Genomic DNA, 25,222 nt, shown 5'->3' with positions numbered 1-25,222 from the left:
AAATCAAATCAATGATATTGCTAAAACAATCGCTTTTACGTAAGTCTTTAGCATTCATTGGTTTTGCAAAGTAATAACCCTGTAATACATGGCAGCCAACCTCGGCTAAAAAGAGCATCTGTTCGCGCGTTTCTACTCCTTCTGCAATGCAGTATAGATCTAAGTTTTCTGCCAATGAAAAAATAGTTTTAATAATTGATTCATCTCCCTTATCTATACCAATACTATTTACAAAGCTTTGATCTATCTTAATAACATTAATAGGGAATTGGCTTAAGTAGGTGAGTGATGAGTATCCTGTACCAAAATCGTCAAGCAGTAATTTAAACCCAGCAGCTTTTAGGTTTTGCAGCTGTTTGGCTGCTTTAAGCTTATCTTCTAATAAAATACTCTCTGTTATTTCGAGCCTTAATTGTCTTGGATGAACTTGAGAGTCCGCTAATATAGCCATTAACCGCTGTGTTATGTTTGTTTTTAAAATGTGTTTAGGCGATAAGTTTAAAGATATATAAAACAACGGGTTTTCGCTGAGTATAGGCGCAAGTTCAATTAGTGAGCGGTGCAAGGCTTGCTCAGTAAGAAGTTCTATTAAACCGGTTTCCTCAGCTACAGGAATAAAAAGAGCTGGAGATATTAACTGGCCTTCATTTTTCCAGCGCATGAGTAACTCCACGCCATTTATTGTTTTCTCTTCTATGTCGATAATAGGCTGGTAGTGATTAAAAAATCGGTTGTCTTTTACTGCATCTTTTAAATCATTTTCAAGCAGTAATTTTTGTTTTATTAGCTCATTCATTTCATCGCTAAAAAACTTAAAGTCGTTTCTCCCGCCTTGCTTAGCGTGCATCATTGCAACATCGGCATTACGGATGAGTATATCTGTGGTTATAGCATCGAATGGGTACAGAGCTACGCCAATACTTGCTGAAATATTAATAGAGAAGTCTTCAATAATTACTTTATTAGCTAATTCATTACTAATTTTTCTTACGTTATCGCGAAGAGATTGGAGTGATTTTATATTTTGAATCAGCACTAAAAATTCATCACCACTTTGGCGGCCAAGTATAGCGTTTTCGCTAAGCATACCGCTTACTCTTTGGGTAATATTACATAACAGCTTGTCACCTACTGCATGACCAAAAGAGTCATTAACAGGTTTGAACTTATCTAAATCAATAAATAATAATGCGCATTGGGTATTGTTTTTATCGGCATATTTAATCGCCTTTTCAATGTTTTGATACATTAAACTACGATTAGGTAGGTGCGTTAGAGGGTCAAAATTAGCCAAATAGCGCAGTTCGTTTTCAGCACGTTTTTGTTCAGTTAAATCTGTAATAACAATCACATAGTAACTTGCAGTGTCTTTTGTTACAGCTGTGGCACTTATATGTATTGGGTGTTCATTATTTCTTGCTGTTTTTATATAAACATCACTTTGCCAGTTTTCAGTTGGTTTTAATTTTTTTAAAATACTAGCAAACTCTCTGCACTTATCTTTACCAATTGCTTTAATAAACAATTTAGGGCTAATTTTGGTGGCCGTTTGCTCGTTTGAAAATGTTTCAATAAAACTATTGTTCGCAGAAAATGGCATTAAACGCTTATCGAGTATAAGTAACCAATCGTTTATTTGGCTAAACGCTTCACCTAAAATTTTTGCTTGTTGCTCATTAGCTCGTTGCTCGGTGATATTGGTATATATGCCAGAAACATATAGAGGCTCATTTGTTTGAGGATCGTATATAACTTGCCCTGTATCTTGATACCAGAGCCAATGGCCATTTTTATGCTGTAAACGGTAAGTTGCTTGCCAGTTTTGTTGTTTTTTGTACTTGAAGTAGTTTTCCCATTGGTTTTCAAAACGACGTCGATCGTCAGGGTGTATCAACGCTAAAAATTGATCTATATGCACGCGTTCTGGTAAGTCTGTATAGCCCAATTCACTTCCTCTGAGCGTATTTACGGAAGCGTCTTTAAAGTTATAATCCCATACGCCGCTTTTATTATTTTTAAGCGCGAGTTCTGTTTGCTTTTGCGAATGAATAGTCGCTCTATGGGCTTGTTCAATTGCTACTCGACGGCTGCGATACTGCCAAAAAATAAAAAATAACACCCCAAGAATTAAAATAATGTAGGTGGCTATAGCAATGGGCGATTTCCAAGGAGCATACGCCACGTTGATATTAAGTGTTGTAGGCTCGCTTGTAATAATACCATCACGATTATGTGCTGATATTTTTAGTGAGTAATTACCAGGTTGAAGCTTTGTGAAAAACACTTGATTAGATTGTAAATCTTCATATGTAAGAGACGTAGGCCCTGAAAGGATTACTTTATAATATGCTTTATCAATATTAGGGTAAGAGAAGTTAGAAAAGCTAACCGTCAATCCCATGTCTTCATAATTTAATTCAAGTGGTTTGCTAAGGTATTTATGAGGATTGTAATTGAGTTCCCTAGTAAGGAGGCTAATGTCAGTAATAGCCAGATTACTTTTTTGTAATTGTTCTTCTTCATTAAAGTCTAACGGATTAAAAAGTAAGGCTCCAGCATTGCTGCCGAACATAAGCCTGCCATCGCTTAGTGTTGCTGCCGCTATTGGTGTAAATTGGTTTATATTCAAACCGTCTTTTACTGAAAAACTCACTACATTGAGTGTATCTAGGTCTATTTGATAAAGACCATTGTCGGTACTTGCCCATAAAAAGCCGTTTTTATCAGGAAGTAGTGAATAGATAGAATCAGTATTAAACGAATTTTTTAATCCTATATAGTGCTTTATTTCATAAGTAACGGGGTCAACGCCGAGCAAACCTTCGTGAGTGGTTGCTAACCATAAAATGTTTCGTTTTGAGTCTAAGTAAAAGTTTTCTACAGTGTAAAAAATATCTTCTTTAGGATTAAAAGACTGAAATATAGTCGTTAAAGTTTTCGTTTTTTCGTTGTACCTAAGGAAGCTTTTTGATGTGCCAAGTACAAACTCTTCAGGATGTGTGTCGAGGTGTTTATAAAAAGCGTAAGAAAATAAAGGATCGGCTTGCTCTTTGAGCCCCTTAATAATTCTTGTTTTTCCTGTTGTTTCATTAAAAACATAAAAATTATCATCCGACATAAATGCATATGTGTCTGCAGATAACTGGGCAAAGCCAAATAAGTTGGATTGGTTAATTACATCTTTTTCTGTGTCTTTATTTTCAATAATTTTACCCGTTTGTTTATCAAACAGTTTAAAACCATCGAAAGTAACAAGCCAAAGGAATTGATTATCACCAATTGAAGACGCAAAAATATCATAAACGGCAGATGCCCCGTATATTGCTTTTGAGTCGGTTGAGCTCAGATATACATCACTTTTATTTGTTGCTTTGTCGTACCGTGCAATTCCATCTTCTGTTCCTAACCAAATAATATTATTTTTGTCTTGGTAGGTGGCATGAACAGTATTGTTACCGGGTAAAGTAATGTGTTTAAACCGTCGGGTTTTAATTGGCCATGTAAACACGCCCTGGGTCCTAGATGCGAGCCAAAGTACGCCGGACTTATCAACCATTAAATCGTTTATTGAGTTTTCATTAATATTAAACTTACTTTTTTCATAATTTAATACGAATTCTAGTTCTTTGGTTTCGCGGTGATAACTGAACAATCCACTTTCGGTTGCTACAAACTCCCCGTAAACAGTATTGGCATAATCCCATATATTATAATCAGGGATTAAAGTTGTAATATTTGCTGCAGATATATTTTTTTTATTATCAAATGCTAATTGATACATGCCTTCAACAGTACCAACAAGTAATCCTAATTCATTATCAATACTTAAGAATTTGACGTTTACATTATCTATCGTATTTTTTCAGGGGGATGAAGAGGTATTTTTACAAGTTCTGAATTATCTATATCTGCAGTGTATAAACCATCATTTGTACCAATATATAAAGTGTTTTTATATATTGTTAATGACCGAATGTAGTCACCTTTATTTGGTAGGGTTAGCTTAAATGTAAAGTGTTTACTCGTCTCATCAAATGTATATATTTGAGCATCTATGGCGAAATAAAAAGTGTTTTGTTGCTGAGTCATTGCAGAAATCGGAGAGAACATTTTTTGTTCTTTATCTATTTGACCAGAATAGATTTTTTCGGTTTTTAAAGTGAGGGGATCTATTATATAGGCACCAGAAAGATCTGTTGAGACAATGATTTTTCCGTCTTCGGCTTTAAATAATGCATAAATATAGTGTTTATCCAGGCCAAAGCCGCCACTAAAAGTTTTTACATTATATCCATCAAAACGATTTAAACCCTGTTGGGTTGCTATCCAAATATAACCAATATCATCCTCTTGAGTCTGCAAAACGTAACTTTGCGATAGGCCTTCGTCAGTAGAAATTCGTTGTAACTGCTGAGCATAGTTTTGTGATGCAAAAGTGCTTTGGAGGCATAGTAAAAAAGTAATGGTGATATGAAAAAAAAATTTGCTCAAACGCACTTATAAACACTCTCAGTGGAAGATAGGATGATGCTTAGCTAGATAGTAAATATAGCATAAGTTTTTATTTTTTAATTACAAATAATATACATAACGCTAAAAGTTCTATTTTTAAATAGTGAGCTACTCTATACAGATAATAGTAAATGCTTATAAGGAGAGTATAGTGCTTTTCTCTAATATTGATGCAAAAAACAGCGTGTTATTAGTTATAGACTTACAAGAGTTGCTTGCTCCTGCAATTAAAGATTTTCCGAATATTTTAAAAAGCACATTGCAGTTAGCTCAAGCGGGTATTATTCATGGCGTTCCATGTTTAGTAACGGAGCAATATGTGAAAGGTTTGGGCGAGACTAATCAGCAAATTAAAAATACGTTACCTAATGCCACGTATTTTCATAAAACGTACTTTAGTGCGTGTGCAGAGCCTGGTTTTGTTGATACGTTAAAAAGCCATGGTAAAAAGCAAGTTGTTGTTGTGGGAACTGAAGCACATGTGTGTGTTTTACAAACATGCTTAGATTTAATAGAAAATGACTTTGAAGTTATTATTGTTTACGACGGAGTTGGTTCGAGAAACCCACAACATAAAAATTTGGCGATTGAGCAGCTACGTCAAGCTGGAGCTGTAATTTCATGCGCTGAAATAGTAATTTTTCAATGGACAAAAAAAGCTGCTACGCCTACGTTTAAGAAAATACTGCCTATAATTAAGTAGACCGCATGCATGTAATGTAAATAAAATGTATTGCTTTGATGTGTCGTTAGTTAATTATTGTGTTAAGTAAACTGAAACTCGTTTATATACGTATATTGCAGACTGCTTTATAAAACAACAATGCAAACAACAATTTTAAGGTTTTTATGTCTAGTATTGGCCGGTTATTTACAATTATTTTCAGTCTTTTGTTTGTCGAGTCTATTGCTATAGGCTTGTATTTCGACACATTAGCGCAGGCTTTTATGATAGGTTTGCCATTGTGTTTATTACCTATATGGCTTTTAAAAACACAAGGTGATAGCCCTATTATCCCCCATGTGGTAGCTGCCGCCATAATGATGTTTTCTTTTTTGCACATACAACAAACTTTTGGGCTGATTGAAGTCCATTTTGAAATATTTATTTTAATGCCCATGTTAATTGTTTTTGTACAGTGGCGAGTGTTTATTACCGCTATTATTTTTGTAGCGGTACATCATTTATCTTTTTATTATTTACAAACTCAAAATACGGGTTTTTACGTATTTGACCCTGATAGACTCGCTTTTACTACGGTGCTAATTCATGCTGGATACGCAATAGTTGAAGTATTAGTTGCAGGCTATATTGCAAAAACGCTGCAACGGGAACGTCGTGCGGGCTTATCTTTAAGTTATGCGACAGAACAAATAATGAAAGATCCTGAAAACATTAAACTCTCTCTTCGCGCGGATGACACTAAAAGCGAAGCTGTAGCAGGATTTAACACATTACTAGATTACTTATCTGATGTTATTAAACAGGTACAAACACAATCAGAATCATTGCAAAAAAACTCACAAGAGCTTATTGATGTACACGATCAGTTAGCGAGTGGTGCGGTTCAACGCACACAACAAACCGATGATATTGCTAATTCTGGCGCTCAAGTTGCCAATGGCTTTAAACTTGTAGAAGAAGAAAGTGAGGTGCTTAAGCGCCAAGTTGACCATATTACACAATCTGCAGGTGATGCATTAAAAGAAGTGCTTCAAACAGACGCTAAAAGTAGAGAGTTGTTAACACTGCTTAATCATACCGAAGAAAAAATAAATCACTTAGTGGCAGCGGGCGATGTTATTTCAGGGCTTCTTAATGAAATATCAGGCATTGCTGAGCAAACAAACCTACTTGCTTTAAATGCAGCTATTGAAGCTGCCCGCGCAGGCGAACACGGTCGAGGTTTTGCTGTTGTTGCTGATGAGGTAAGATCTTTGGCTAACCACAGTAAAGCAACAACAGATAAAATTAGTCTTACATTAAAAGATCTTGTTAATAATAGTAAAACGTCAACGCAATCAATGAGTCAGTGTGTGAGTTTTGTAGTTGATTTAACAAGTATTAGTGCTGCAATGAAAGAAAATATTTCAGCAATGAGCGAGCAAATAGCCGCAGTATCTTCAAGCTCTGACTCAGTTGCACAAGTTGTAGCGGAGCAGGCAGGTAATACCGAGTTAATAGCAAGCAGTACTGATACTATGCGCCAAAATCAGTACCAAGATACGCAAATAGTGCAGCAGTTAACCGCTAAGGTGCAGTTAATCGATGTAAGTATTGATGTATTAGAGCAAAGCATTGCCAAGTTTAAATAAATCTAACTCTTTTGTATTTTCGCTTATAGCTATATGGCTTGTTTGTGTTGTTGCAGGTTTAGTTTATTTTCAGTTAGAGCAACTTAAACCGTTTGATAGCTCAAAAGTTTTATTGCAAAAGCACTGGTTTAATAACTTTAAAAAGCAATTGGACTGGGTTGACACTAATGAAGCGTCGTTAGTGCTTATAACTGAAAAAAATTGCGGGTGCACCATACAAGCTAAGTCGCATATTTCATCGTTAAGCTCTTTTGCTGCCAATAAAGCTATGAAGGTTGTACAAGTTGAATTAACACCAAAGCTTAAACACGTTATTCCGGCAACGCCTGCCGCCGTTATTATTAATAAAAACGGTGAGTTTGTTTATGCCGGTCCGCTCTCTGAAGGATTAGCGTGTGCCCAAGGAAGTGGCTTTGTTGAAACTGCGGTCACTAATTTAGCTGTAGGTTTTAATTCCAACCTTTTAATTACGCAAACCAAAGGGTGTTACTGTGTAAACAATGCATAAATAACGTGCAGAAAAAATTAAAGCTCGCACTTGAATTAACAGGTTCGAGCTTTAATATTGATTAAATTGTAACTAAGCCATAAATACCTAATGACACAAACACACAAGCAGCAATAGCACGTACGGTGTTTAGAGATATTCTTTTTAGTAATGCATTACCAGCAAATATAACAGGCACGTTAGCAATTAGCATACCTAAAGTGGTTCCTACCGTTACCCAAAACACAGACTGATATTGTGCGCCTAGCAACACTGTCGCTATTTGTGTTTTATCACCAATTTCTGCAATAAAAAATAATACAAAAGCGACTAAAAAAGCCCCGTAGCTATCGTATTTACTACTTACATCTTCGTCTTTGTCTGGAACTAATAGCCAAAGGCCAACAACAATAAAGCTGATGTTTACAAGCCAAGGTAAATATTCAGAAGAAAAACTATTACTTAACCACTGCCCAAACCACGCTGATAGGCCATGATTGAGTAAAGTTGCGGTTAAAATACCAAAAATAAGTGCGCCTTTATTACGAAAACGAGCAGCTAACAGGAGTGATAAAAGCTGGGTTTTATCGCCAATTTCGGCAAGTGTAACAGTGACGGTTGAGGTTAAAAAAACTTCCATTATTGATTCTTACAGGCGGGAATACTAAACCAAGGCAAACAACTATCTCCCGCCATGAGGATAGTGTCTACCTAGGTCTCGCCGATAACGCTTGCTACAACATTACAAACTTACCATGCACATGAGGTGCAATTATGTTGATAAGTTTACTCATTACTGAGCGGGCTACTCCCCTAAGAGGCGGCCATTATTCCATAACTTTATTCTTAGGTAAATATAGTTAAGAGAACAAATACCATACACTAATAAATAATTTATATTTATTAGTGAGGAAGCTATTGATAACAATTGTCGTTTAGATTAGTATGCACCTATTGAATGTAATTAACACGGTTTGTATTGATGTATATTTGTCTTTGTCACGGTGTGACTGATAAAAAAATTGAGCAAACAATTGACGATGGTGCAACGACCATGCGTGAATTAACCAAAGAGCTTAAAGTAGGCAGCCAATGCGGTAAGTGTTGTGGTTGTACTAAAAAGATCCTTAATCGCAGACTTATTCAAATTGCGGATGTAACGGATCAAGTTGCTTAATTACATATAAAATTTAGATATAAAAAAAGCAGCTTTTTAGCTGCTTTTTTTATGCTTGTTACTATTTACAGTTGAGACTGTAAGTAGTTTTTGATACCCGTATTTTTAATAAGTAATTGTTGGGTTTCTAACCAATCAATTTGCTCTTCTTGTTCATTTAAAATGTGATCAAGGGCTTCACGGGTAATGTAATCTTTTTTACTTTCAGCCAGTTTAACGGCGCTTCGTAACTCGTCAATAGTATCGAGTTCAAAACTCATGTTAGCAGCAATCATTTCTTCGCTGTTTTCACCAATACGTAATCGGCCTAGGTCTTGAAGATTTGGTAAGCCTTCTAAAAACAAAATACGTTCAATTAAACGATCAGCGTTTTTCATTTTTTGAATTGATACTTTGTAGTCTGCTTTATCAAGCTGTGTAAAGCCAAAATCTTTAAACATACGTGCATGTAAAAAGTATTGGTTAATACCAACAAGCTCATTAGCGAGTACTTTATTAAGCGCTGCAATAACGTCTTTATCGCCTTTCATAATATGCTCCTACTAAGCCATTTGTGCTTGATGATAATTTTCAGAACCAATTTTATCAATTAGACCAAGTTGTTGCTCTAACCAGTAAACATGATCTTCTTCGGTATCAAATAACAGCTTTTCTAAAATGCTACGAGATTGATAATCTTGTTGTTCTTCACATATTGCGATTACGTCTTTAACACACGCAACTACTTCAAGCTCTAGTGTTAAATCGTTTTGCATCATGCTTTTTACATCGTTACCGATAAGTAAATCACGGCGCTTAGTCATATTTGGTACACCTTCTAAAAACAAGATGCGCTTAATAAGCCAGTCTGCGTGATCTTTTTCTTCTTCCATTTCGTGGTTAAGGCGCTCGTATAGTTTGTTTAAACCCCAGTCGTCATACATGCGCGAGTGTATAAAATACTGATCGATTGCTGCTAATTCGTTAGCTAACAATGTATTAAACGCATCGATTACTTTTTGATTACCTTTCATGATAAATCGCCTCAACTATTTCAATTGTATGCAGTGTAGTACATATAGCCTATATTGCAAGTTTTCTCTATAAAAATCATTGCGTTACTATTGGTTTTGATTCTTATTTAAGTTTGCGTTACTGCTTGGTTTATGGACAGTTTTTTATTTGTATTAGTATCTGAGAATGATTACTAGAGGTATTTATAAACAATAAGTAGAGATACTGCTTTTCATATTATCTTTTTAAATAAATAGGCATGCTGATGCCTATTTATTGAGTCTATCACTAATTAAAACTGGTATTTAGCACCCAGCGTTGCGGTTGTGCCTAATCCTTTAATATTATATCCACCGTAGGTGTAAGCCTGTGCGCGGGCAGGGTAGTAATCGCTATTAAATAGATTTTCTATTCCAAAATACCCACTCCACCTGGCGTTAACATTGTATTGGCCACTTAAGTTGAATGTGTTGTAGCTACTAACAGGGCCCTGATCGCCAGAGTATTGGCCCTGTGCATTTTTATCAAAGCGCTTTCTGTCGCCTACATATAAAAAGCTCATTGCAAGCGATAGCTCGTCATTTGTTTGCCACGTTACATTCGCCGTTGCTTTGGGTGGGCTAATTTGGCTTGCGCCTAGGTAGTCATCAGCTTCGGTGTTTTTACCTTCTACGTAACTGTATGTGGCGCTTAATTTAAGGTCTTGGTTAATAGTATAATTAACTAACCCTTCGTAACCCCATATTTCTTGTGGTGCACGTACGGGTTCGTAAACACCCGTTACTTCATTATACTCATTACTTGTACCAAGCTCTGAGGTACTTCTGTAAAGAGCAAATTCAAAACGTACGTTTTCAAACTGTGAGGTAAAACCAATTTCGTAATTGTCGATTATTGAGGCTTGTGTTTGAACAAGTGCAATATCGTCAACAGTTGCAGCGCGAAGTAGGCGACCAATATCAGAAATATCAGAGCCCTGTGAATAACTAAAAAATGGGCTGAATGCATCTGTTAAATTGTATTTTATGCCTGCATTATACGTTGTAGCGTCATAGTTTATGGTATCACCACGCACATTTAATGGTACTGAACATTGAGATACGGTTTTGCAAAGTTTTAGCGTTTGGTAGTCACTTACACTCAAATCAATGCTTTCGTTTCTTACACCCGCTTTTACAATAATATCGTCGTTTATTACCCATTTGGTTTGTAAAAAGCCAGCCACACTTTTCATGTCCATTTCTGGCACCCACACACGGCCATCTACTAAAGGTTGCGATGTTTTATCATTTAAGGCATCAATACCGTAGATTAGAGTGGCTGTTAGGTTTTCAAAATCAAACTGGCTATTAAATGTAGCTCTTGCACCTTGCTTGTCTGATTTAATAACCGATTGACCACCGCTATAACCTTCATCAAGATTGGCTAAAGCGGTTGAGAAAAAGAATACGTTTTCTATATTTTGTTTATACAGATCGAGGGTCATTTGTGTGTTTTCAAACAACGCGTAATCAACATATTTTAGGGTTATATTTTCGTTGCCTTCTGGGCCTTGCGGTTTACCTTGTTTTTGAAGCGCTAATGGGACGTGTATAGCGTATGTTTTTTCCCCTATATTGCCATCGCCAGTAACATCGCCTAAATCAGTTTTTTGCTGTGAGCTGTAAAAGTTATAGCTGAACTGCAGTTGCTTTTCGTCGTCAAAATCATAAGTTAGTTTGGTAAAATAGTTTTGAGTTTCAGAGTCTGATAAACCATATTGCAAGCCTAAAATATCGCCCTGTGCATCGCGTTGTACGCCGTTTTCTTCATAGCTTGCCGTTAACAGGTAGCTTAGTTGGTCGAGCTTACCGTTTACTGCGGCTGATACTCTACCGCCACCACTTTCTGCTAATTTAACAGCGCTAGAGCGGCTTGAAATACTTATTTCGCCTTCCGGTTTACCATCACTACGCGCTTGTTTTGTTATGTAGTTAATAATGCCACCTGAGGCACCATTACCATAAATAGACGTTGCGCCTTTTATGACTTCAATGCGCGCTATTGCACTTGCATCAAGTGTTTTTACGCCTAAAGAACCATTACGAAGAGGTGTTGATTGCGGTACACCATCAATCATTATTAGAGGCGCACGGCCGCGTAGTGTTTGTCCTGAATTACTTGAACTGCCTGTATCTGGGGCAAGGCCAGGAACCATTTGCGCGAGTAAACTTCCCAATTCTGAGCTTACTTTTAAATGCTGTTGTATTTGTTGCTGATTAATAACGGTGATCGAGGCTGGTACTTCGTCAATGCTTTCTGATATACGGCTGCCTGAAACAATGACATGCTCAAATTGATCAGAATTGTATTCATTTTTATTATTTTCATTTGCTAACGTGTTAGTACTTATTGCAACAGCAATAAGGCAAAGCGAAGTTTTTAACATGGGGTGTCTTAGTTGATAATAATTTACGTAATGGTAATTATTATCAATTAATGACACAAGTGTTAATGAGATTTATTTCCATTTATGGCGTTTTAACCAGAAATACACACCGCTTACAATAAAAAATGCGAGTGAAAGGGCTATTAATAACCATAAAAACTGCACGATAGGACCTGCAAAATCACCAATGTGAAACTTATATTTGAAGTTCCATGCTTGTGTTGCGAAGTTAGTTTTACTGGCGTCAAATGAGTTTAATACTTTACCAGTAAATGGGTTAGTCCAAACCCAGCTGTAAGCGTGGCTTTCGCCAGGGTTTTGCATTCTCAGTGCAATTGCTTCGTCATCCTTTTTAGGTAAGTAAACTCTATATAATTTACCGTCTGGAAATACGTTCTCTGCATTTTTAATTGCTTCATTGTAGTTTAAAGTAGCTTGAGAAGGGGTTATTACTTTTGGTGCTTTAGGTCTTTGTTCTACCTTGTTTAAGGTCACAAATTCTAATACCGATTGAGTTTGTGTTTTCCAGTTAAATGCCATACCAGTAAAGGCAATCAGCATAAGCGGTATAAAAAAGTAAACACCAAGCACTGTATGTAATTGATACATGAGCACTCTAAATTTGGCTTTTGGTTTTATAGCTAAACGTTTAACTCTGTTTTTGGGCTTTACCCATAAATAAAAGCCCAGTAATACATTTATTAAAAGTAGCAATGCACACACCGACATCCAATTTCGAAAGGTTTTTTCACCTTTACTGTTTTCAAACAACAGCCAACGATGTAATCCCATAGCAAACCCATAAATCGTATCGGTTGATTCATAGATGTTTAGTACACTCCCTGAGTAGGGGTTAACACTGGCGTAGTGTTTATTGGCTAACCGAAATTGCCATGCTGCGTTTGGCGCTTGTTCGGGCATAAAAAAGGTGATTTTTTGCTTAGTTTGAGCTTGTACATTTTGTATAAGTTCATCGTAATGCATTAAGTTTTTTTGGGGTGTTACTTGCCATTTCTCAGGCTCTATTAGGTGCTGTATGTCTTTTGCATAAATCATAACAGCACCGGTTAGGCTCACTATTAATAAAAATAGTCCGCTAATTAGGGCAAGGCCTAAATGAATTCTACGTAACCAAAGTTTCAAAAACGGTATCTCATTATGAGTTAATGACAATATTGTAAATGATAATACGAGCTGTTTTCAATTAAATAGTTATGTATTTGGTTTAGCTTGTTATTAAGAGCATTAAATTGGGCTTTAATTTGCGATTGGTCGGATTTCTATTATGCAATTTTCAATATTAAAATTGTCATGTAAAAAGCTTTTTACTGCTGGCAAATTGATTAAGTGCTGAGTGCCAATAATAAGCTCACAATAATTTTCTTTATCATCTAGTTGCCAAAGCTTAATGCTAACTACCGATTCGATATTAAATTCATTACTAATAGCATGTGATATTGCGTGTATATCAATATTGCTAGGCGCTGCTTGCATTAAAATTTTGCAGCTTTGCTTTAATAGTAAAATGCCATGATAAATTACATAAAGAGAAATAAGCACAGTGGCAATTAAGTCAACGATATACCACTGGTATAAAATAATTAAGGTGCCCGCAATAATAACAACAATAGATGCCAATGCATCTGATACGTTATGAATAAAGGCCGCTTTTATATTTATACTGTGATTTGCGCCAGCTCGGTAGGTTAAATATGCGGTTGCTAAATCAATAATCAATGCTATTGCTGCCACCCACACAACTATCCAACCATTAATTGGTTGAGGGTTTAAATAGCTCGAAATGGCTTCAAAAATTAAATACACACCAATTAATATCAATGTACTGCTATTAAAAAGTGTGGCAAGTATTTCAGCGCGTTTATAGCCAAAATGATGAGTGGTGTCAGCAGGTTTATTACCAATTTTACGTGCAACGAGCGCGATAAATATAGCGGCAGCATCACTTAAATTATGAAGTGCATCGGCTATAAGTGACAAACTGCCCGAAAATACCCCGCCAATAACTTGGGCTACGGTTAGCAATACATTAATAACCACAGCGACGGTTAGCTGTTTATCGCTCTGGTTTTCGTCTACATGACTATGTGAGTGATCGTGCGCCATAATGACCTCAAATGTATTAATTGAATATTGCTTATATCATGGCTGGTTTAAAACCGCTACAGATGTGGTAGCGTCAATAAATCTAATTATAAGTTAGTAATAAAGGCGTATATTTTAAAAAGTGTGAATTTAATATTGTAACGCTAAACACCCATTTTTTAAGGAGTTTACCGCTCAAAACTTGCGTCTTTATATATTTAGTGCATTAATGTAAGTAATATTAAATGATTATAAGTTGCTGGATATTAAGCATGCACAAAGGTTTAAACTTTGATGAATTAACAGGTAAAGGACAGTCTGTTCGAAGTAAGTTAATTATAACCTTTATAATTATAGCCTTAGGGCCACTATGTATACTTACTTGGTTTAGCCTTGGACATGTAAATAGCACGCTTAAGCAAAATGCAGACGCTGAACTAAACGAGCTTAATAATATAGGTAAGCAATTTGCTGATATTTGGTTTGCAGAGCATGTTAAGGATCTATATTTGCTTAGGGCGCAGTTTGATATTAGCCCGACTAAAAAACAACAATTAATAGCGCAATTTGTTGAGCAGTACGACTTTGTTAATAATGTAGAACTTATTGATGTAAACCTCGTTAAATCACTACCTTCATCACCCTTTTTTAATATTATTAAAGATCAACGTTTTAATAACATACTCTCTGGTATTAAAAATACAGGTAAAATCCAATTTCAGTCAATGACAGTCTCAGGGCGTGAGTATCATATTATTGGCTTACCGTTAGTAAATACCGAAAATAAGCTACAAGCCATATTGCTCGCAGATATAAATTTAAACGGCTTATTAAATAATCTAAGTAAAATACACGCTGCAAATAAAGACATAACATTTTATGTTATGCATAATAATAAAATTCAAAAAAATAATAATTCAGAAGATTCTCAACCACTATTTTTCTCTCAAAACGGCTCCCCAACGCAACGTGTTTTTTCTTACAGTAATAAAAATGAAGAGACTTTATACGGGTATATTGATTCTCTAGAGTTTTTAAATGAATCTGGATGGCAATTACTTGTAACAAAACCAAAAGAAGTTGCACTACAAGGTGCTAATTTTTATAAACAGCTTGCTTTATTAACAAATGCGGGGGCATTGCTGCTTATATTAACGTCATCGTGGTGGTTTGGGCGTCGACTTTCTAGACCTTTAATTAACTTAGCTAAAATTGTTGAAAGTATTACAAAAGGAGATAAGGTAAAAGTCCCTGTAATAAACGACAGTATTGAGTTTAACCAGCTTTCATTGGGTTTACGTAATTTAGTAGCCGTAAAAGAAGAGCAACACAGTATATTACAAAAGCAACGCTCTGCACTTCAAATTGCATTAAAACAATTAGCCGAGCAAAAAAGTGCATTAGATGAACACGCTATTGTTGCTGTAACTGATTTGCATGGCACCATCACTTTTGTAAATAAGAAATTTTGTGAGATTAGTGGCTACGATGAACACGAATTAATAGGTCAAAACCATCGCCTTTTAAATTCAGGAAAACACGAACAAGCATTTTTTAAAAATATGTATAAAACGCTTAAACGTGGTGATATATGGAACGGGCAAATATGCAATAAAGCTAAGCATGGTGGCATATATTGGGTAGATACGACGATTGCACCATTTTTAGATGAAAATGGAAAACCGCAAAACTATATTGCTATTCGTAATGACATTACAGCCCTGAAAGTACAAGAGCTAGAGCTTGAGCAACACAAAACACAGTTACAGTTAGTGATAGACTCAACAGCCGTGGGTATTTGGGATTGGTATATTGATACGAATAAAGTGACGTTTAATAACCGCTGGGCCGAGATAATAGGTTACAAACTCAGTGAGATTGAGCCTTGTACTATAGATACTTGGTATACATATGCTCACCCAGACGACTTAGTGATATCAAATAAAAAACTCCAAGAGCACTTTGCCGGTGAGACTGACTATTTTGTTAGTGAAGCCCGCATGAAGCATAAAAATGGACATTGGATTTGGGTACTCGATACTGCAAAAGTAGTTGAGTGGAATACCGATGGCTCTCCAAAACGTATGATAGGTACGCATTTAGATATATCAGAACGAAAATCTACAGAGCTTGAGCTACAAGGAAGCCGCGATAGGTTTGCATCTTTGGTATCAAATATCCCTGGCATTATTTATCGATGTAAGTTTGATAATAAATTAAGCATGCTTTATATGAGCGAGCAAGCGAGTGGAATAACAGGTTATTCACCTGATGAGTTGATACATGATGAACCCCCCAGCTTTTTTGATTTGATATGCGAAGACGATTCTAAAAAAATAAAAGATGAAATTCTACGTTGTGTTAGCGCTAAGCAGTCATGGTCTGTTGAGTATAGGATTACAGCCCGCGATGGCTCCTTACATTGGGTAAATGAAAAAGGCCAAGCCATTTACGCAGATGATGGCAGCATATTGTATTTAGATGGATTTATTTTTGATATTACAGAGCGTTACAATACACAGTTAAAAATAAATCGTCAGCAAAGCCTACTTGAATCAATGAGTAAGCAAGGGCAGATTGGCGCATGGGAGATGGACTTAGATGCGCATACACTTTATTGGTCTGATGAAGTTAAAGTTATTCACGAAGTACCAGAGGACTTTGAACCGAGCATAGATACCGCTATTAACTTTTATAAACCAGGCATACACCGAGATACTATAAGTACCTTATTTGAGTGCGCAGTGACTTTAGGTGAAAGCTGGAGTGTAGAGCTTATTATTTTGACCTATTCTGGGCAAGAGCGTTGGGTTAAATCGATGGGCCAAGCTGAGCTTAAAGACGGTAAATGTGTACGTGTGTTTGGTTCATTTCAAAGTATTGATGCACATAAACGACTTGAACTTGAGAGCGAAAAAGCAAATCGTTATAACAAAAATTTAGCCGCGCTTACAGTCGCACCTGAGGTGCAAAATAGTGATGTAGAACAGGTTAAAAAGCTAGCCGTTAAATCTATGTGTGAAGTGCTAAATGTTACACGAGCTTCGATATGGATCTTTAACGAAAAACGAGATGTGATGACGTGTCATTGCTTATATATAAATGGTCAAGGGTTTGTAGATACCGACGCTATTTTAACTGCTAAAGACTACCCAGCTTATTTTAATGCTATTTATAAACATAATTTAGTGGCTATTGATGATGTTTATACTCACTCAGCAACTGTTGATTTTATTGAAGCATATGTAACACCACTAAATATTAAATCGATGCTTGATGCTGTAATTGCAACAGGCGATGGTAATTTAGGTATTTTGTGCGCTGAAACAGTAGGCGAGCATCACAACTGGACGCAAAGTGAAGAAACGTATCTTCGCTCATTAGCTACTTTAGTGGGAAGCACTTTAGTTTCTCAAAAACGAAAAGTAATTAGTGAGGAGCTAAAAGTAGCACTTGTAAAAGCTGAAGATGCAGCCATTGCTAAGAGCCAATTTTTAGCAACCATGAGCCATGAAATTAGAACGCCAATGAATGGCGTACTCGGCATGCTAGAGCTTGTTCAATTAGAGTCGTTATCTAAACCAATAGAAACAAAAGTAGATATAGCCAAAAAAAGTGCACATTCTTTATTGGGTGTAATTAATGATATTTTAGATTTCTCTAAAGCTGAAGCAGGTAAAATCGAGCTTGAAGAAATTAACTTTAATGGACGTGATTTAATTGGTGAAGTTGCTGCCGCACAAGCATTTACAGCTCAAGACAAAGGTATTGAAATTATTTTGGATCTGGTAGCGCTAGAGCCTTCGCAGTTATGCGGCGATCCAGGGCGCATTCGCCAAGTTATTACTAATTTATTGAGCAACGCCGTTAAGTTTACGAGTCAAGGCGAGGTTGTTGTAAGCGCGAAAATTAATAAAGTAGCTCAAGGTTTAGAGTTTGTTGTAAGTATAAAGGACTCAGGCATAGGAATAAGTTTAGAAAAACAAGAGCAATTATTTACCCCTTTCTCTCAAGTCGATGCATCAACAACGCGTGAATATGGAGGCAGTGGCTTAGGGCTGGCTATTTGTAAGCAGCTTTGTGAACTAATGGGGGGGGCTATCTCTCTCACTAGCGAAGCCGGTAAAGGGAGTACTTTTACTGCCACTATAATGCTGACTCCGGGAGATCAAAAAGAACGTTATATTCCTAATATTAATATGGAAGAGCTAACCGTTTTGGTTGTTGATGATAACGAGACAAATCGAATTGTAATTTCACAGCAGCTTGAGCACTGGGGAGCTAAGGTTGCGCTTGCATGTGACGCACGCGAAGCTCTTGATATGTGCGCGCAGCAGTATAAAAGTAACAATTGCATGTATGACATTGCAGTGCTTGATATGCAAATGCCAGGAATGGATGGTATAGAGCTGTGTAAAGCACTAAAAGCACATGAACATTATAAATCAATGCCACTTGTAATGATGACCAGTATTGCTGGTATGGAAGGTGCGCAGCGCTATTCTAATGCAGGCTTTCAGGCATATTTCCCCAAACCTGTAACCACTGCCGATTTAATTTCTGCACTGTCAGTCATAACAAGTAATGATTCAGATGAGACACTCCCACTTGTTACTTCAGGCTATATTTCCTCTCTTAAAAAAGAAAAGGTGCAGGAACCTACCCAAATATTACTTGTAGAAGATAATCCAATTAATCGACAAGTGGCTACATTAATGCTCAAAAAGCTTAATTGTGACGTTACAATTGCCGAAAATGGTCAATTAGCGATAGATATATTAGAGTCTCACGATTCTGGTTTCTTTAAGCTCGTACTTATGGATTGCCAAATGCCAGTTATGGATGGTTTTGCTGCAACCGCTGCTATTCGTAAAGGCGTGGCGGGCATACAGCATAAAAACATTAAAATAATCGCTATCACCGCAAATGCAATGAACTCAGATAAAGAGCGTTGTATAACAGCTGGAATGGATGATTACTTGAGTAAACCTATTCAATTAGATATTTTAAAAGATAAATTAGAGCAGTATATTTAAGGTAAAAATACAATGAGCCAACCCGTTATAATACGTGATGCAAAACCAAGTGACGCAAAAACAATTTTGCACTTTATTACCGAACTTGCCATATATGAAAAAGAACCGGATGCAGTTAAAACAGACGAACAGGCTATTTTAGATACGCTGTTTAGCGACGGTGCTACTGCGCACAGCATAATTTGTTTAGAAGGTGATGAGCCAATTGGTTTTGCGGTCTATTTTTATAATTACTCTACATGGTTAGGTAAAAATGGCCTATACCTTGAAGATTTATACGTAAGCCCAGATAGCCGTGGCAATGGTGCAGGTAAAGCCATTATGAAGCACTTAGCTAATAAGGCGATTAGTAATGACTGTGGTCGTTTTGAATGGGTAGTGCTTGATTGGAATAAACCCGCTATCGATTTTTACAATAGCATTGGTGCAAAGCCTCAAAACGAATGGATTATATATCGCTTAACAGGGCAGGAATTACTAGACTTTGCTAAATAGTTAATGAAAATCATTTGCATTTAGGTTTATGGGTGTGTAAGTTAACTACACGCCCATAAATAAACGTGCAGATGATTATATGATCTCAAACCAAAAACAATCCCACTCAGATTTACTTTGTCTTGATCAAGCATTAAGCCCTTGGCAGTCGAATATAATGCAAGGTAATTATGCATTTGAACAAGGTGCACTTCTCGAAGCCCGCGATAAATACTTATTAGCTAAAACACTTGCAGATCATCTTCTTCAGCAGTTTTTATATGCTCAGATTAATAACAATGTCATCCATGCTATTGAGCATTGCATACCCGCACTTGTTGTTGCGTCGCATAATTTAGCTGATACCTATATAGCTATGCAACAGCCTGAAAATGCATGCAAATGGCTATGCGAAGTACACTTAACACTCTGTTCGCTAATTAAGCATACTCATTACGATATACAAAAAGTGAGTAAGCATCATTACACTAAAACGTCCTCTGAACTTGTATCATTTGCAAGACGCTATCATTTTTTACCTGAGCTAATAGAGCAAGTGAATTTTTGCTTATGCTCAGAGAGCACTACAAACAATCAACTGCACTAATTTAAAAGAAAAAGGAGTATTTATGGCTTTTACTTTGCCTGCACTTGATTATGAATATGATGCGCTTGAGCCTCATATTGATGGTAAAACAATGCATCTTCACCACACATTGCATCATCAAACGTATATCAATAAAGCCAATGCTGCTTTAGCAGATACTGTATATGCAAACGCAAATGCTAAAAAATTACTTAAGGAAATAAATAGCCTGCCTAGTGATTTACAAAAAGCAGTACAAGAGCATGTAGGAGGGCATTTTAATCACAGCTTATTTTGGCAAGTAATGAGCTCGCAAGGAGGAGGGGAACCTGAAGGTAGTGTATCTCAGGCAATAAATGAACAGTTTGGCAGTTTTGATAAGTTTAAAGACCAATTTACTGCTGCTGCAATTAGTCAATTTGGCAGTGGTTGGGCGTGGCTATGTGTGACCCCAGATAAAAAGTTGATTGTAGAAAATAGTGCTAATCAAGATTGCCCTTTAATGCAGGGAAATACCCCTATTTTGGGACTTGATGTATGGGAGCATGCCTATTATTTGAAGTATCAAAATAAGCGTCCTGACTATATTGCTGCTTTTTATAATGTAATTAATTGGACTGAAGTTGAAAAACGCTACCTAGCCGCAGTAAGTTGAGTGCCGAATATGGCTAGTAATGTGAGTTTTTTTGTATAAGCTAGGCTCTATTAGGTTAATTTATAGAGCCGTTTATGGACACTTCACATTGGCAAAAAGCACGTCAGAGTCGCGATCCTCGTTTTGACGGGCTTTTTTACGTAGCGGTAAGAAGTACCGGTATTTATTGCAGACCAATTTGCCCTGCACCAACGGCTCACGAAAAAAACGTTGCTTATTATCAGTTTGCCCATAACGCGGCGCAAGATGGTTTTAGGCCCTGTATTCGTTGCAGGCCCGATAGTGCCCCTGGCAGCGCAGCATGGCAGGGTACAAAAACGACTGCACTTAGAGCAAAACAGTTAATAGATCAAAATGACGAGCACGACTGCGAAAAATTAGCAGCTCGTTTAGGTATAAGTAGTCGTTATTTAAGGCAGTTGTTTAAGCAGTATTTTGGCATGTCGATTACGCAATATCGATTATTTAAACAATGTCACTTTGCTAAAAAGCTGATTCAAGAAACACATTTACCCCTTACCGAAATAGCGTTTGCCGCAGGCTTTAAAAGCATTAGGCGCTTTAATGATGCATTTTTACAGCAGTTAAATATAGCTCCCTCGAAGCTGCGCAGTGGCGATAAAAAACCAACGTCAACACTCACTTTAACCCTGCCATTTAGGCCGCCTTATAATTGGCCTGCTTTGCAGGGCTTTTTACAAAGGCGCTTAATAAAACCAATGGAGTGGATAACACAAACGAGCTACGGGCGTACTTTTGCAACTGAGAAATATAAAGGAAGCTTTACCGCTGAATTTATAGCGAGTAAAAACCACTTTAGTGTGTCTATCAATATAGACAATACGGCGTACTTACAAACAGTTATAAATAATATACGCCGTGTGCTTGATTTAGATGCCGATATTAATTTAATTGAAACGCATTTAAGCGCCAATATAAACAATGCGTTTACAGTGTGCGAAGGGCTCAGACTTCCCGGGATTTGGTCAAGTTTTGAAGCCGGTATAAGAGCGGTACTTGGGCAACAAGTGAGTGTTACTGCAGCGCATAATTTAGTAACAAAGTTAGTTGATGAATTAGGCGAAAAAGAGGGCGATGCCGTTTATTTTCCTACGGCTAAAATTGTTGCTAATAGTGATTTTGCATTTTTTAAAATGCCACAAGCACGCAAAAATGCGCTACACAACTTAGCCCAATTTTGTGCACTAAATCCTGAAAATGACGATTTAGACGAATGGCTTAGCTTAAAGGGAATTGGTCCTTGGACAGTAAATTATGCAAAGCTGCGAGGACAAAGCCAACCCGATATATTACTTGATGGCGACTTAGGTGTTAAAAAAGCTCAAGCGGCGGCAAACCCTTTTGAGCCTGCTAATTGCGCTCCTTTTCGCTCTTACTTAACGTTTCAACTTTGGCAGCAATTATAATGATCATTCAAACATCAATTTCGAGCCCTATAGACGACATAATTATTCAAGCGACTGATAAAGGTGTGAGTTACGTTGGTTTTTATCCACCAGTTGAATACTCTTATACGCCATTTGAGCAAGTTACTAACAAGGCGGTGCTTATTTGCGTTGCGCAGTTAAATGAGTACTTTACAAAAAAACGCACTATGTTTGATGTACCACTTGATACAACCGGTACAGTATTTCAGCAAAGTGTATGGCAAGCACTATTAACGGTGCCTTTTGGACAATCGCAAACATACGGCTATATTGCTAACCAACTCAATAACCCAAAAGCAGTGAGGGCAGTAGGCGCTGCTAATGGTAAAAATCCGATTAGTATTATTGTACCGTGCCACCGCATTATTGGCGCAAATGCAAAGTTAACGGGCTATGCTGGTGGGCTTGAAAGGAAACTGTGGTTGCTGAAACACGAAGGATTAATGTAAATTAATTGATAAAATATAGCCAGTCTGCTTAACTCAACCTATAATTTAAATAATCAACTAATAAAAATTATTATGCGTATTAATAGCTTAGTTTACTTTTTTATTGCCAGTTTAATGTTTACCGCTACTGCGTTTAGCAAGCCGCAAAGTCTCGTGTTTTGTTACGAAGACAAAAATATAGCTCCTATGTTTTTAGGTGATGGCCAAAATATACCAACAGATAAACCTGGTGCATCAATCGAAATACTTCAACAACTTGATTTAGCATTGCCCAATGTAGCAATATCATTTGTTAGAAAGCCATGGCGTAGATGCTTAAACGATTTAGAATTTAATCGAGTTAATGCTGTTATTGCAAGTTACCGCAAAGGGCGAGAAAACGTTGCTGTTTACCCTGTTGATGAGCAAGGTAAGTTACAAGATGACTACGCAGTAAGTGAATTTGGCAGCTGCCTTATAGGGCGTTATAAATTTCATAAGGAATGGGAGACTCGTGAAGTATTTCAAAATAAAGCATTTACTATAGCTATTCCTAATGGTTATGGGCTAAATAGCGCGTTAAAAGAAGAACCATTTTTTATTCATAATACGTTTTCTAAAAGCAAAGCTTTTGAGTTGCTAAAGAAGGGGGTAGTGCAAGCGAGCGTTGATCTATGCCAAGTAGATGGCTTAAAAGTGTCGAGTTATCCGTATGAGGGTAATAATGTTCAACCTATTTATCCCCCTTACGAAACTAGCCATGGTTACCTTGTATTTTCAAAAAAATTCTATGAAGAAAATAATGCTCTGAGCTTGCAAATGTGGCAGTGGTTATCAAAATTTGAAAGTGCACCTGTGTATATTAAATACTTACAAACACTTAAATAAACAGGCCCTGACAAAATAAAATTCGCGTTTGTAAATTGGTATTAATTTAATATTAAGGTAGCATAAGCGCACTTTTTATAAAATGGCACCACAATGGCTCAATTATACTTTTACTACTCTGCAATGAATGCAGGTAAATCAACCACGTTATTACAATCTGCATTTAATTATAAAGAACGTGGCATGGAACCTGTGATCCTGACTGCTGCCATTGATGATAGACAAGGCGTGGGTAAAGTATCGTCTCGTATTGGGTTGCAAGCTGATGCGCATGTATTTGATGCTAGTAAAGATGTTTTTGATCTTATTCAATCACTCAATAATGAAAAAAAACGCCATTGTGTGTTAGTTGATGAGTGCCAATTTTTATCAAAAGAACAAGTAATGCAATTAACCGATGTGGTTGATGAATTAGGTATACCGGTATTGTGTTATGGCTTGCGTAACGACTTTAGAGGCGAGCTATTTATAGGGTCGCAATATTTGCTTGCGTGGGCTGATAAGTTAGTTGAGCTTAAAACTGTTTGCCACTGTGGACGTAAAGCAAACCATGTACTGCGTACCGATGAAAATGGTGATGCAATAGCCGATGGTAACCAAGTAGAAATTGGCGGCAATGACCGATATGTTTCGGTATGCCGCAAACATTATAAAGCCGCGTTAAATATGGGCCGACAAAGCATTTAAAAATGTATCAATATCTTCGCGGGTTATATCTAAATGCGTAACTAGCCTAAGCTGCTTGCTTGGGCTAAATAATATGCCTTGTTGTTTAAGCGCTTCAGCAATATCTTTAATATTTATACTGCTACTGTATGTTGCGTAAACCATATTAGTGGTGTTAGTCATATCGACAGTAAAGCCACTGATTTCACTTAATTGTTGAGCCAAATAACGTGCATTTTCATGATCGTCTTTTAAGCGCTCTACATTGTGCTCAAGTGCAAATTGTCCAGCGGCTGCAAGCATTCCTGCTTGGCGCATACCGCCACCAAGTACTTTTCTCCATCGTCTTGCTTTATTAATAAGTGCTGGTGAGCCTAATAATAAAGAGCCTACGGGCGCCCCCAAACCTTTAGATAAACAAATAGAAACTGAGTCAAAGTGCTTTGTAATTTCAGTGATATCAACTTTTAGCTCAACAGCGGCATTAAAAGCACGTGCGCCGTCTAAGTGCAGCGCTAAACTATGCGTATTAACAAAGTCACGTGCTTGGGCTAAGTACTCAATCGGGAGTACTTTTCCGCCAATGGTATTTTCTAAGCTGAGCAATCGCGTTTTTGCAAAATGGCAATCGTCTGGTTTTATAGCCGTCGCTATTTTACTAAAAGGTATACTGCCATCAGCATCGTTTTCAATAGGCTGTGGTTGCACAGACCCTAAAACAGCTGCGCCACCACCTTCAAACTTATAATTGTGAGCATTTTGGCCACAAATGTATTCGTCACCTCGCTCACAGTGCGCCATTAACGCAAGTAAGTTGGCTTGTGTGCCTGAGCTACAATAAAGTGCGGCTTCAAAATTAAAACGCTTACACGCATAGGCTTCTAGTTGGTTAACGCTTTCATCATCACCATATACATCGTCACCAACCGGTGCGTTGTACATAATATCGCGCATTTCTTTTGTTGGTTTTGTAACTGTATCAGAGCGAAAATCTATCATGATTGCCTTATCCTTTTTATTATTTT

19 protein-coding genes and 1 pseudogene are annotated in these 25,222 nt (G+C 37.0%); 12 read left to right on the top strand and 8 right to left on the bottom strand.

Features of this window, described 5'->3' with window-relative positions; genetic code table 11:
- Positions 1–4,497, bottom strand: a pseudogene (locus H5159_RS17840) (EAL domain-containing protein); the annotation flags it as partial.
- Between the two features lie 166 nt (positions 4,498–4,663).
- Here H5159_RS17840 and H5159_RS17835 point away from each other — a divergent pair.
- From H5159_RS17835 to H5159_RS17825, 3 genes are all read left to right on the top strand, one after another.
- The gene (locus H5159_RS17835; protein ID WP_182695210.1) at positions 4,664–5,215 is read left to right on the top strand and encodes an isochorismatase family protein; all 552 of its coding nucleotides are present in this window, start codon (positions 4,664–4,666) and stop codon (positions 5,213–5,215) included.
- Between the two features lie 146 nt (positions 5,216–5,361).
- Positions 5,362–6,828, top strand: coding sequence for a methyl-accepting chemotaxis protein (locus H5159_RS17830; RefSeq protein ID WP_165723367.1), 1,467 nt, complete (start codon positions 5,362–5,364; stop codon positions 6,826–6,828).
- Positions 6,812–7,336, top strand: a complete 525-nt coding sequence (locus H5159_RS17825; RefSeq protein ID WP_182780783.1) for a DUF6436 domain-containing protein — start codon at positions 6,812–6,814, stop codon at positions 7,334–7,336. Before H5159_RS17830 ends, H5159_RS17825 begins: the two co-directional genes overlap by 17 nt.
- Positions 7,337–7,397: 61 nt before the next feature.
- Here H5159_RS17825 and H5159_RS17820 read toward each other — a convergent pair whose 3' ends face one another.
- Complete coding sequence (locus tag H5159_RS17820; RefSeq protein WP_182780782.1) at positions 7,398–7,955, bottom strand: TMEM165/GDT1 family protein; 558 nt, start codon at positions 7,953–7,955, stop codon at positions 7,398–7,400.
- Between the two features lie 342 nt (positions 7,956–8,297).
- Between H5159_RS17820 and H5159_RS17815 the strand changes: the two genes are divergently transcribed.
- Positions 8,298–8,492: a (2Fe-2S)-binding protein gene (locus H5159_RS17815; RefSeq protein WP_002960627.1), complete on the top strand. Its 195-nt coding sequence runs from the start codon at positions 8,298–8,300 to the stop codon at positions 8,490–8,492.
- Between the two features lie 65 nt (positions 8,493–8,557).
- On the opposite strand, the gene bfr (H5159_RS17810) is transcribed toward H5159_RS17815, so the two are convergent.
- The 5 genes from bfr (H5159_RS17810) to H5159_RS17790 form a co-directional block, all read right to left on the bottom strand.
- Entirely contained in the window at positions 8,558–9,022 is a 465-nt protein-coding gene (gene bfr / locus H5159_RS17810; protein ID WP_002958984.1) for a bacterioferritin, read from the bottom strand.
- A 12-nt stretch (positions 9,023–9,034) separates the two neighbouring features.
- Positions 9,035–9,505 (bottom strand): bacterioferritin, encoded by a 471-nt coding sequence (bfr, locus tag H5159_RS17805; protein ID WP_002958985.1) that lies wholly within the window; start codon positions 9,503–9,505, stop codon positions 9,035–9,037.
- A gap of 272 nt (positions 9,506–9,777) precedes the next feature.
- The gene (locus tag H5159_RS17800; RefSeq protein WP_182780781.1) at positions 9,778–11,913 is read right to left on the bottom strand and encodes a TonB-dependent receptor; all 2,136 of its coding nucleotides are present in this window, start codon (positions 11,911–11,913) and stop codon (positions 9,778–9,780) included.
- A gap of 72 nt (positions 11,914–11,985) precedes the next feature.
- On the bottom strand, positions 11,986–13,056 hold the full coding sequence (locus H5159_RS17795) for a PepSY domain-containing protein (protein WP_182716308.1): 1,071 nt from the start codon (positions 13,054–13,056) through the stop codon (positions 11,986–11,988).
- Positions 13,057–13,170: 114 nt separating this feature from the next.
- Positions 13,171–14,037 (bottom strand): cation diffusion facilitator family transporter, encoded by an 867-nt coding sequence (locus tag H5159_RS17790; protein WP_182780780.1) that lies wholly within the window; start codon positions 14,035–14,037, stop codon positions 13,171–13,173.
- A 251-nt stretch (positions 14,038–14,288) separates the two neighbouring features.
- On the opposite strand from H5159_RS17790, the gene H5159_RS17785 reads away from it, so the two are divergent.
- The 8 genes from H5159_RS17785 (at position 14,289) to H5159_RS17750 (ending at position 24,218) form a co-directional block, all read left to right on the top strand.
- Positions 14,289–19,052 (top strand): PAS domain-containing protein, encoded by a 4,764-nt coding sequence (locus H5159_RS17785; RefSeq protein ID WP_182780779.1) that lies wholly within the window; start codon positions 14,289–14,291, stop codon positions 19,050–19,052.
- Positions 19,053–19,064: 12 nt separating this feature from the next.
- On the top strand, positions 19,065–19,547 hold the full coding sequence (locus H5159_RS17780) for a GNAT family N-acetyltransferase (protein ID WP_002958990.1): 483 nt from the start codon (positions 19,065–19,067) through the stop codon (positions 19,545–19,547).
- A 79-nt stretch (positions 19,548–19,626) separates the two neighbouring features.
- Positions 19,627–20,133 (top strand): hypothetical protein, encoded by a 507-nt coding sequence (locus H5159_RS17775; RefSeq protein WP_024597096.1) that lies wholly within the window; start codon positions 19,627–19,629, stop codon positions 20,131–20,133.
- A gap of 22 nt (positions 20,134–20,155) precedes the next feature.
- Entirely contained in the window at positions 20,156–20,767 is a 612-nt protein-coding gene (locus H5159_RS17770; protein ID WP_182780778.1) for a superoxide dismutase, read from the top strand.
- A 74-nt stretch (positions 20,768–20,841) separates the two neighbouring features.
- Positions 20,842–22,194: a DNA-3-methyladenine glycosylase 2 family protein gene (locus tag H5159_RS17765; protein ID WP_182780777.1), complete on the top strand. Its 1,353-nt coding sequence runs from the start codon at positions 20,842–20,844 to the stop codon at positions 22,192–22,194.
- Positions 22,194–22,664 carry a methylated-DNA--[protein]-cysteine S-methyltransferase gene (locus tag H5159_RS17760; RefSeq protein WP_182780776.1) on the top strand — a complete coding sequence of 157 codons (471 nt, stop codon included), beginning with the start codon at positions 22,194–22,196 and terminating at the stop codon, positions 22,662–22,664. Before H5159_RS17765 ends, H5159_RS17760 begins: the two co-directional genes overlap by 1 nt.
- A gap of 72 nt (positions 22,665–22,736) precedes the next feature.
- On the top strand, positions 22,737–23,531 hold the full coding sequence (locus tag H5159_RS17755; RefSeq protein ID WP_182780775.1) for an amino acid ABC transporter substrate-binding protein: 795 nt from the start codon (positions 22,737–22,739) through the stop codon (positions 23,529–23,531).
- A gap of 93 nt (positions 23,532–23,624) precedes the next feature.
- A complete protein-coding gene (locus H5159_RS17750) occupies positions 23,625–24,218 on the top strand; it encodes a thymidine kinase (protein WP_182780774.1) in 594 nt (197 codons plus the stop codon).
- Here the strand turns inward: H5159_RS17750 and ltaE are convergent.
- Positions 24,192–25,196 carry a low-specificity L-threonine aldolase gene (ltaE, locus tag H5159_RS17745; protein ID WP_154902929.1) on the bottom strand — a complete coding sequence of 335 codons (1,005 nt, stop codon included), beginning with the start codon at positions 25,194–25,196 and terminating at the stop codon, positions 24,192–24,194. The two genes, H5159_RS17750 and ltaE, sit on opposite strands and share 27 nt — an antisense overlap.
- Positions 25,197–25,222 lie beyond the last annotated feature (26 nt).

Source organism: Pseudoalteromonas sp. SG43-1 (assembly GCF_014164415.1).
In the GTDB taxonomy this organism is placed as follows: domain Bacteria; phylum Pseudomonadota; class Gammaproteobacteria; order Enterobacterales; family Alteromonadaceae; genus Pseudoalteromonas; species Pseudoalteromonas distincta.
This window is presented reverse-complemented; position numbering and strand designations above follow the sequence as displayed.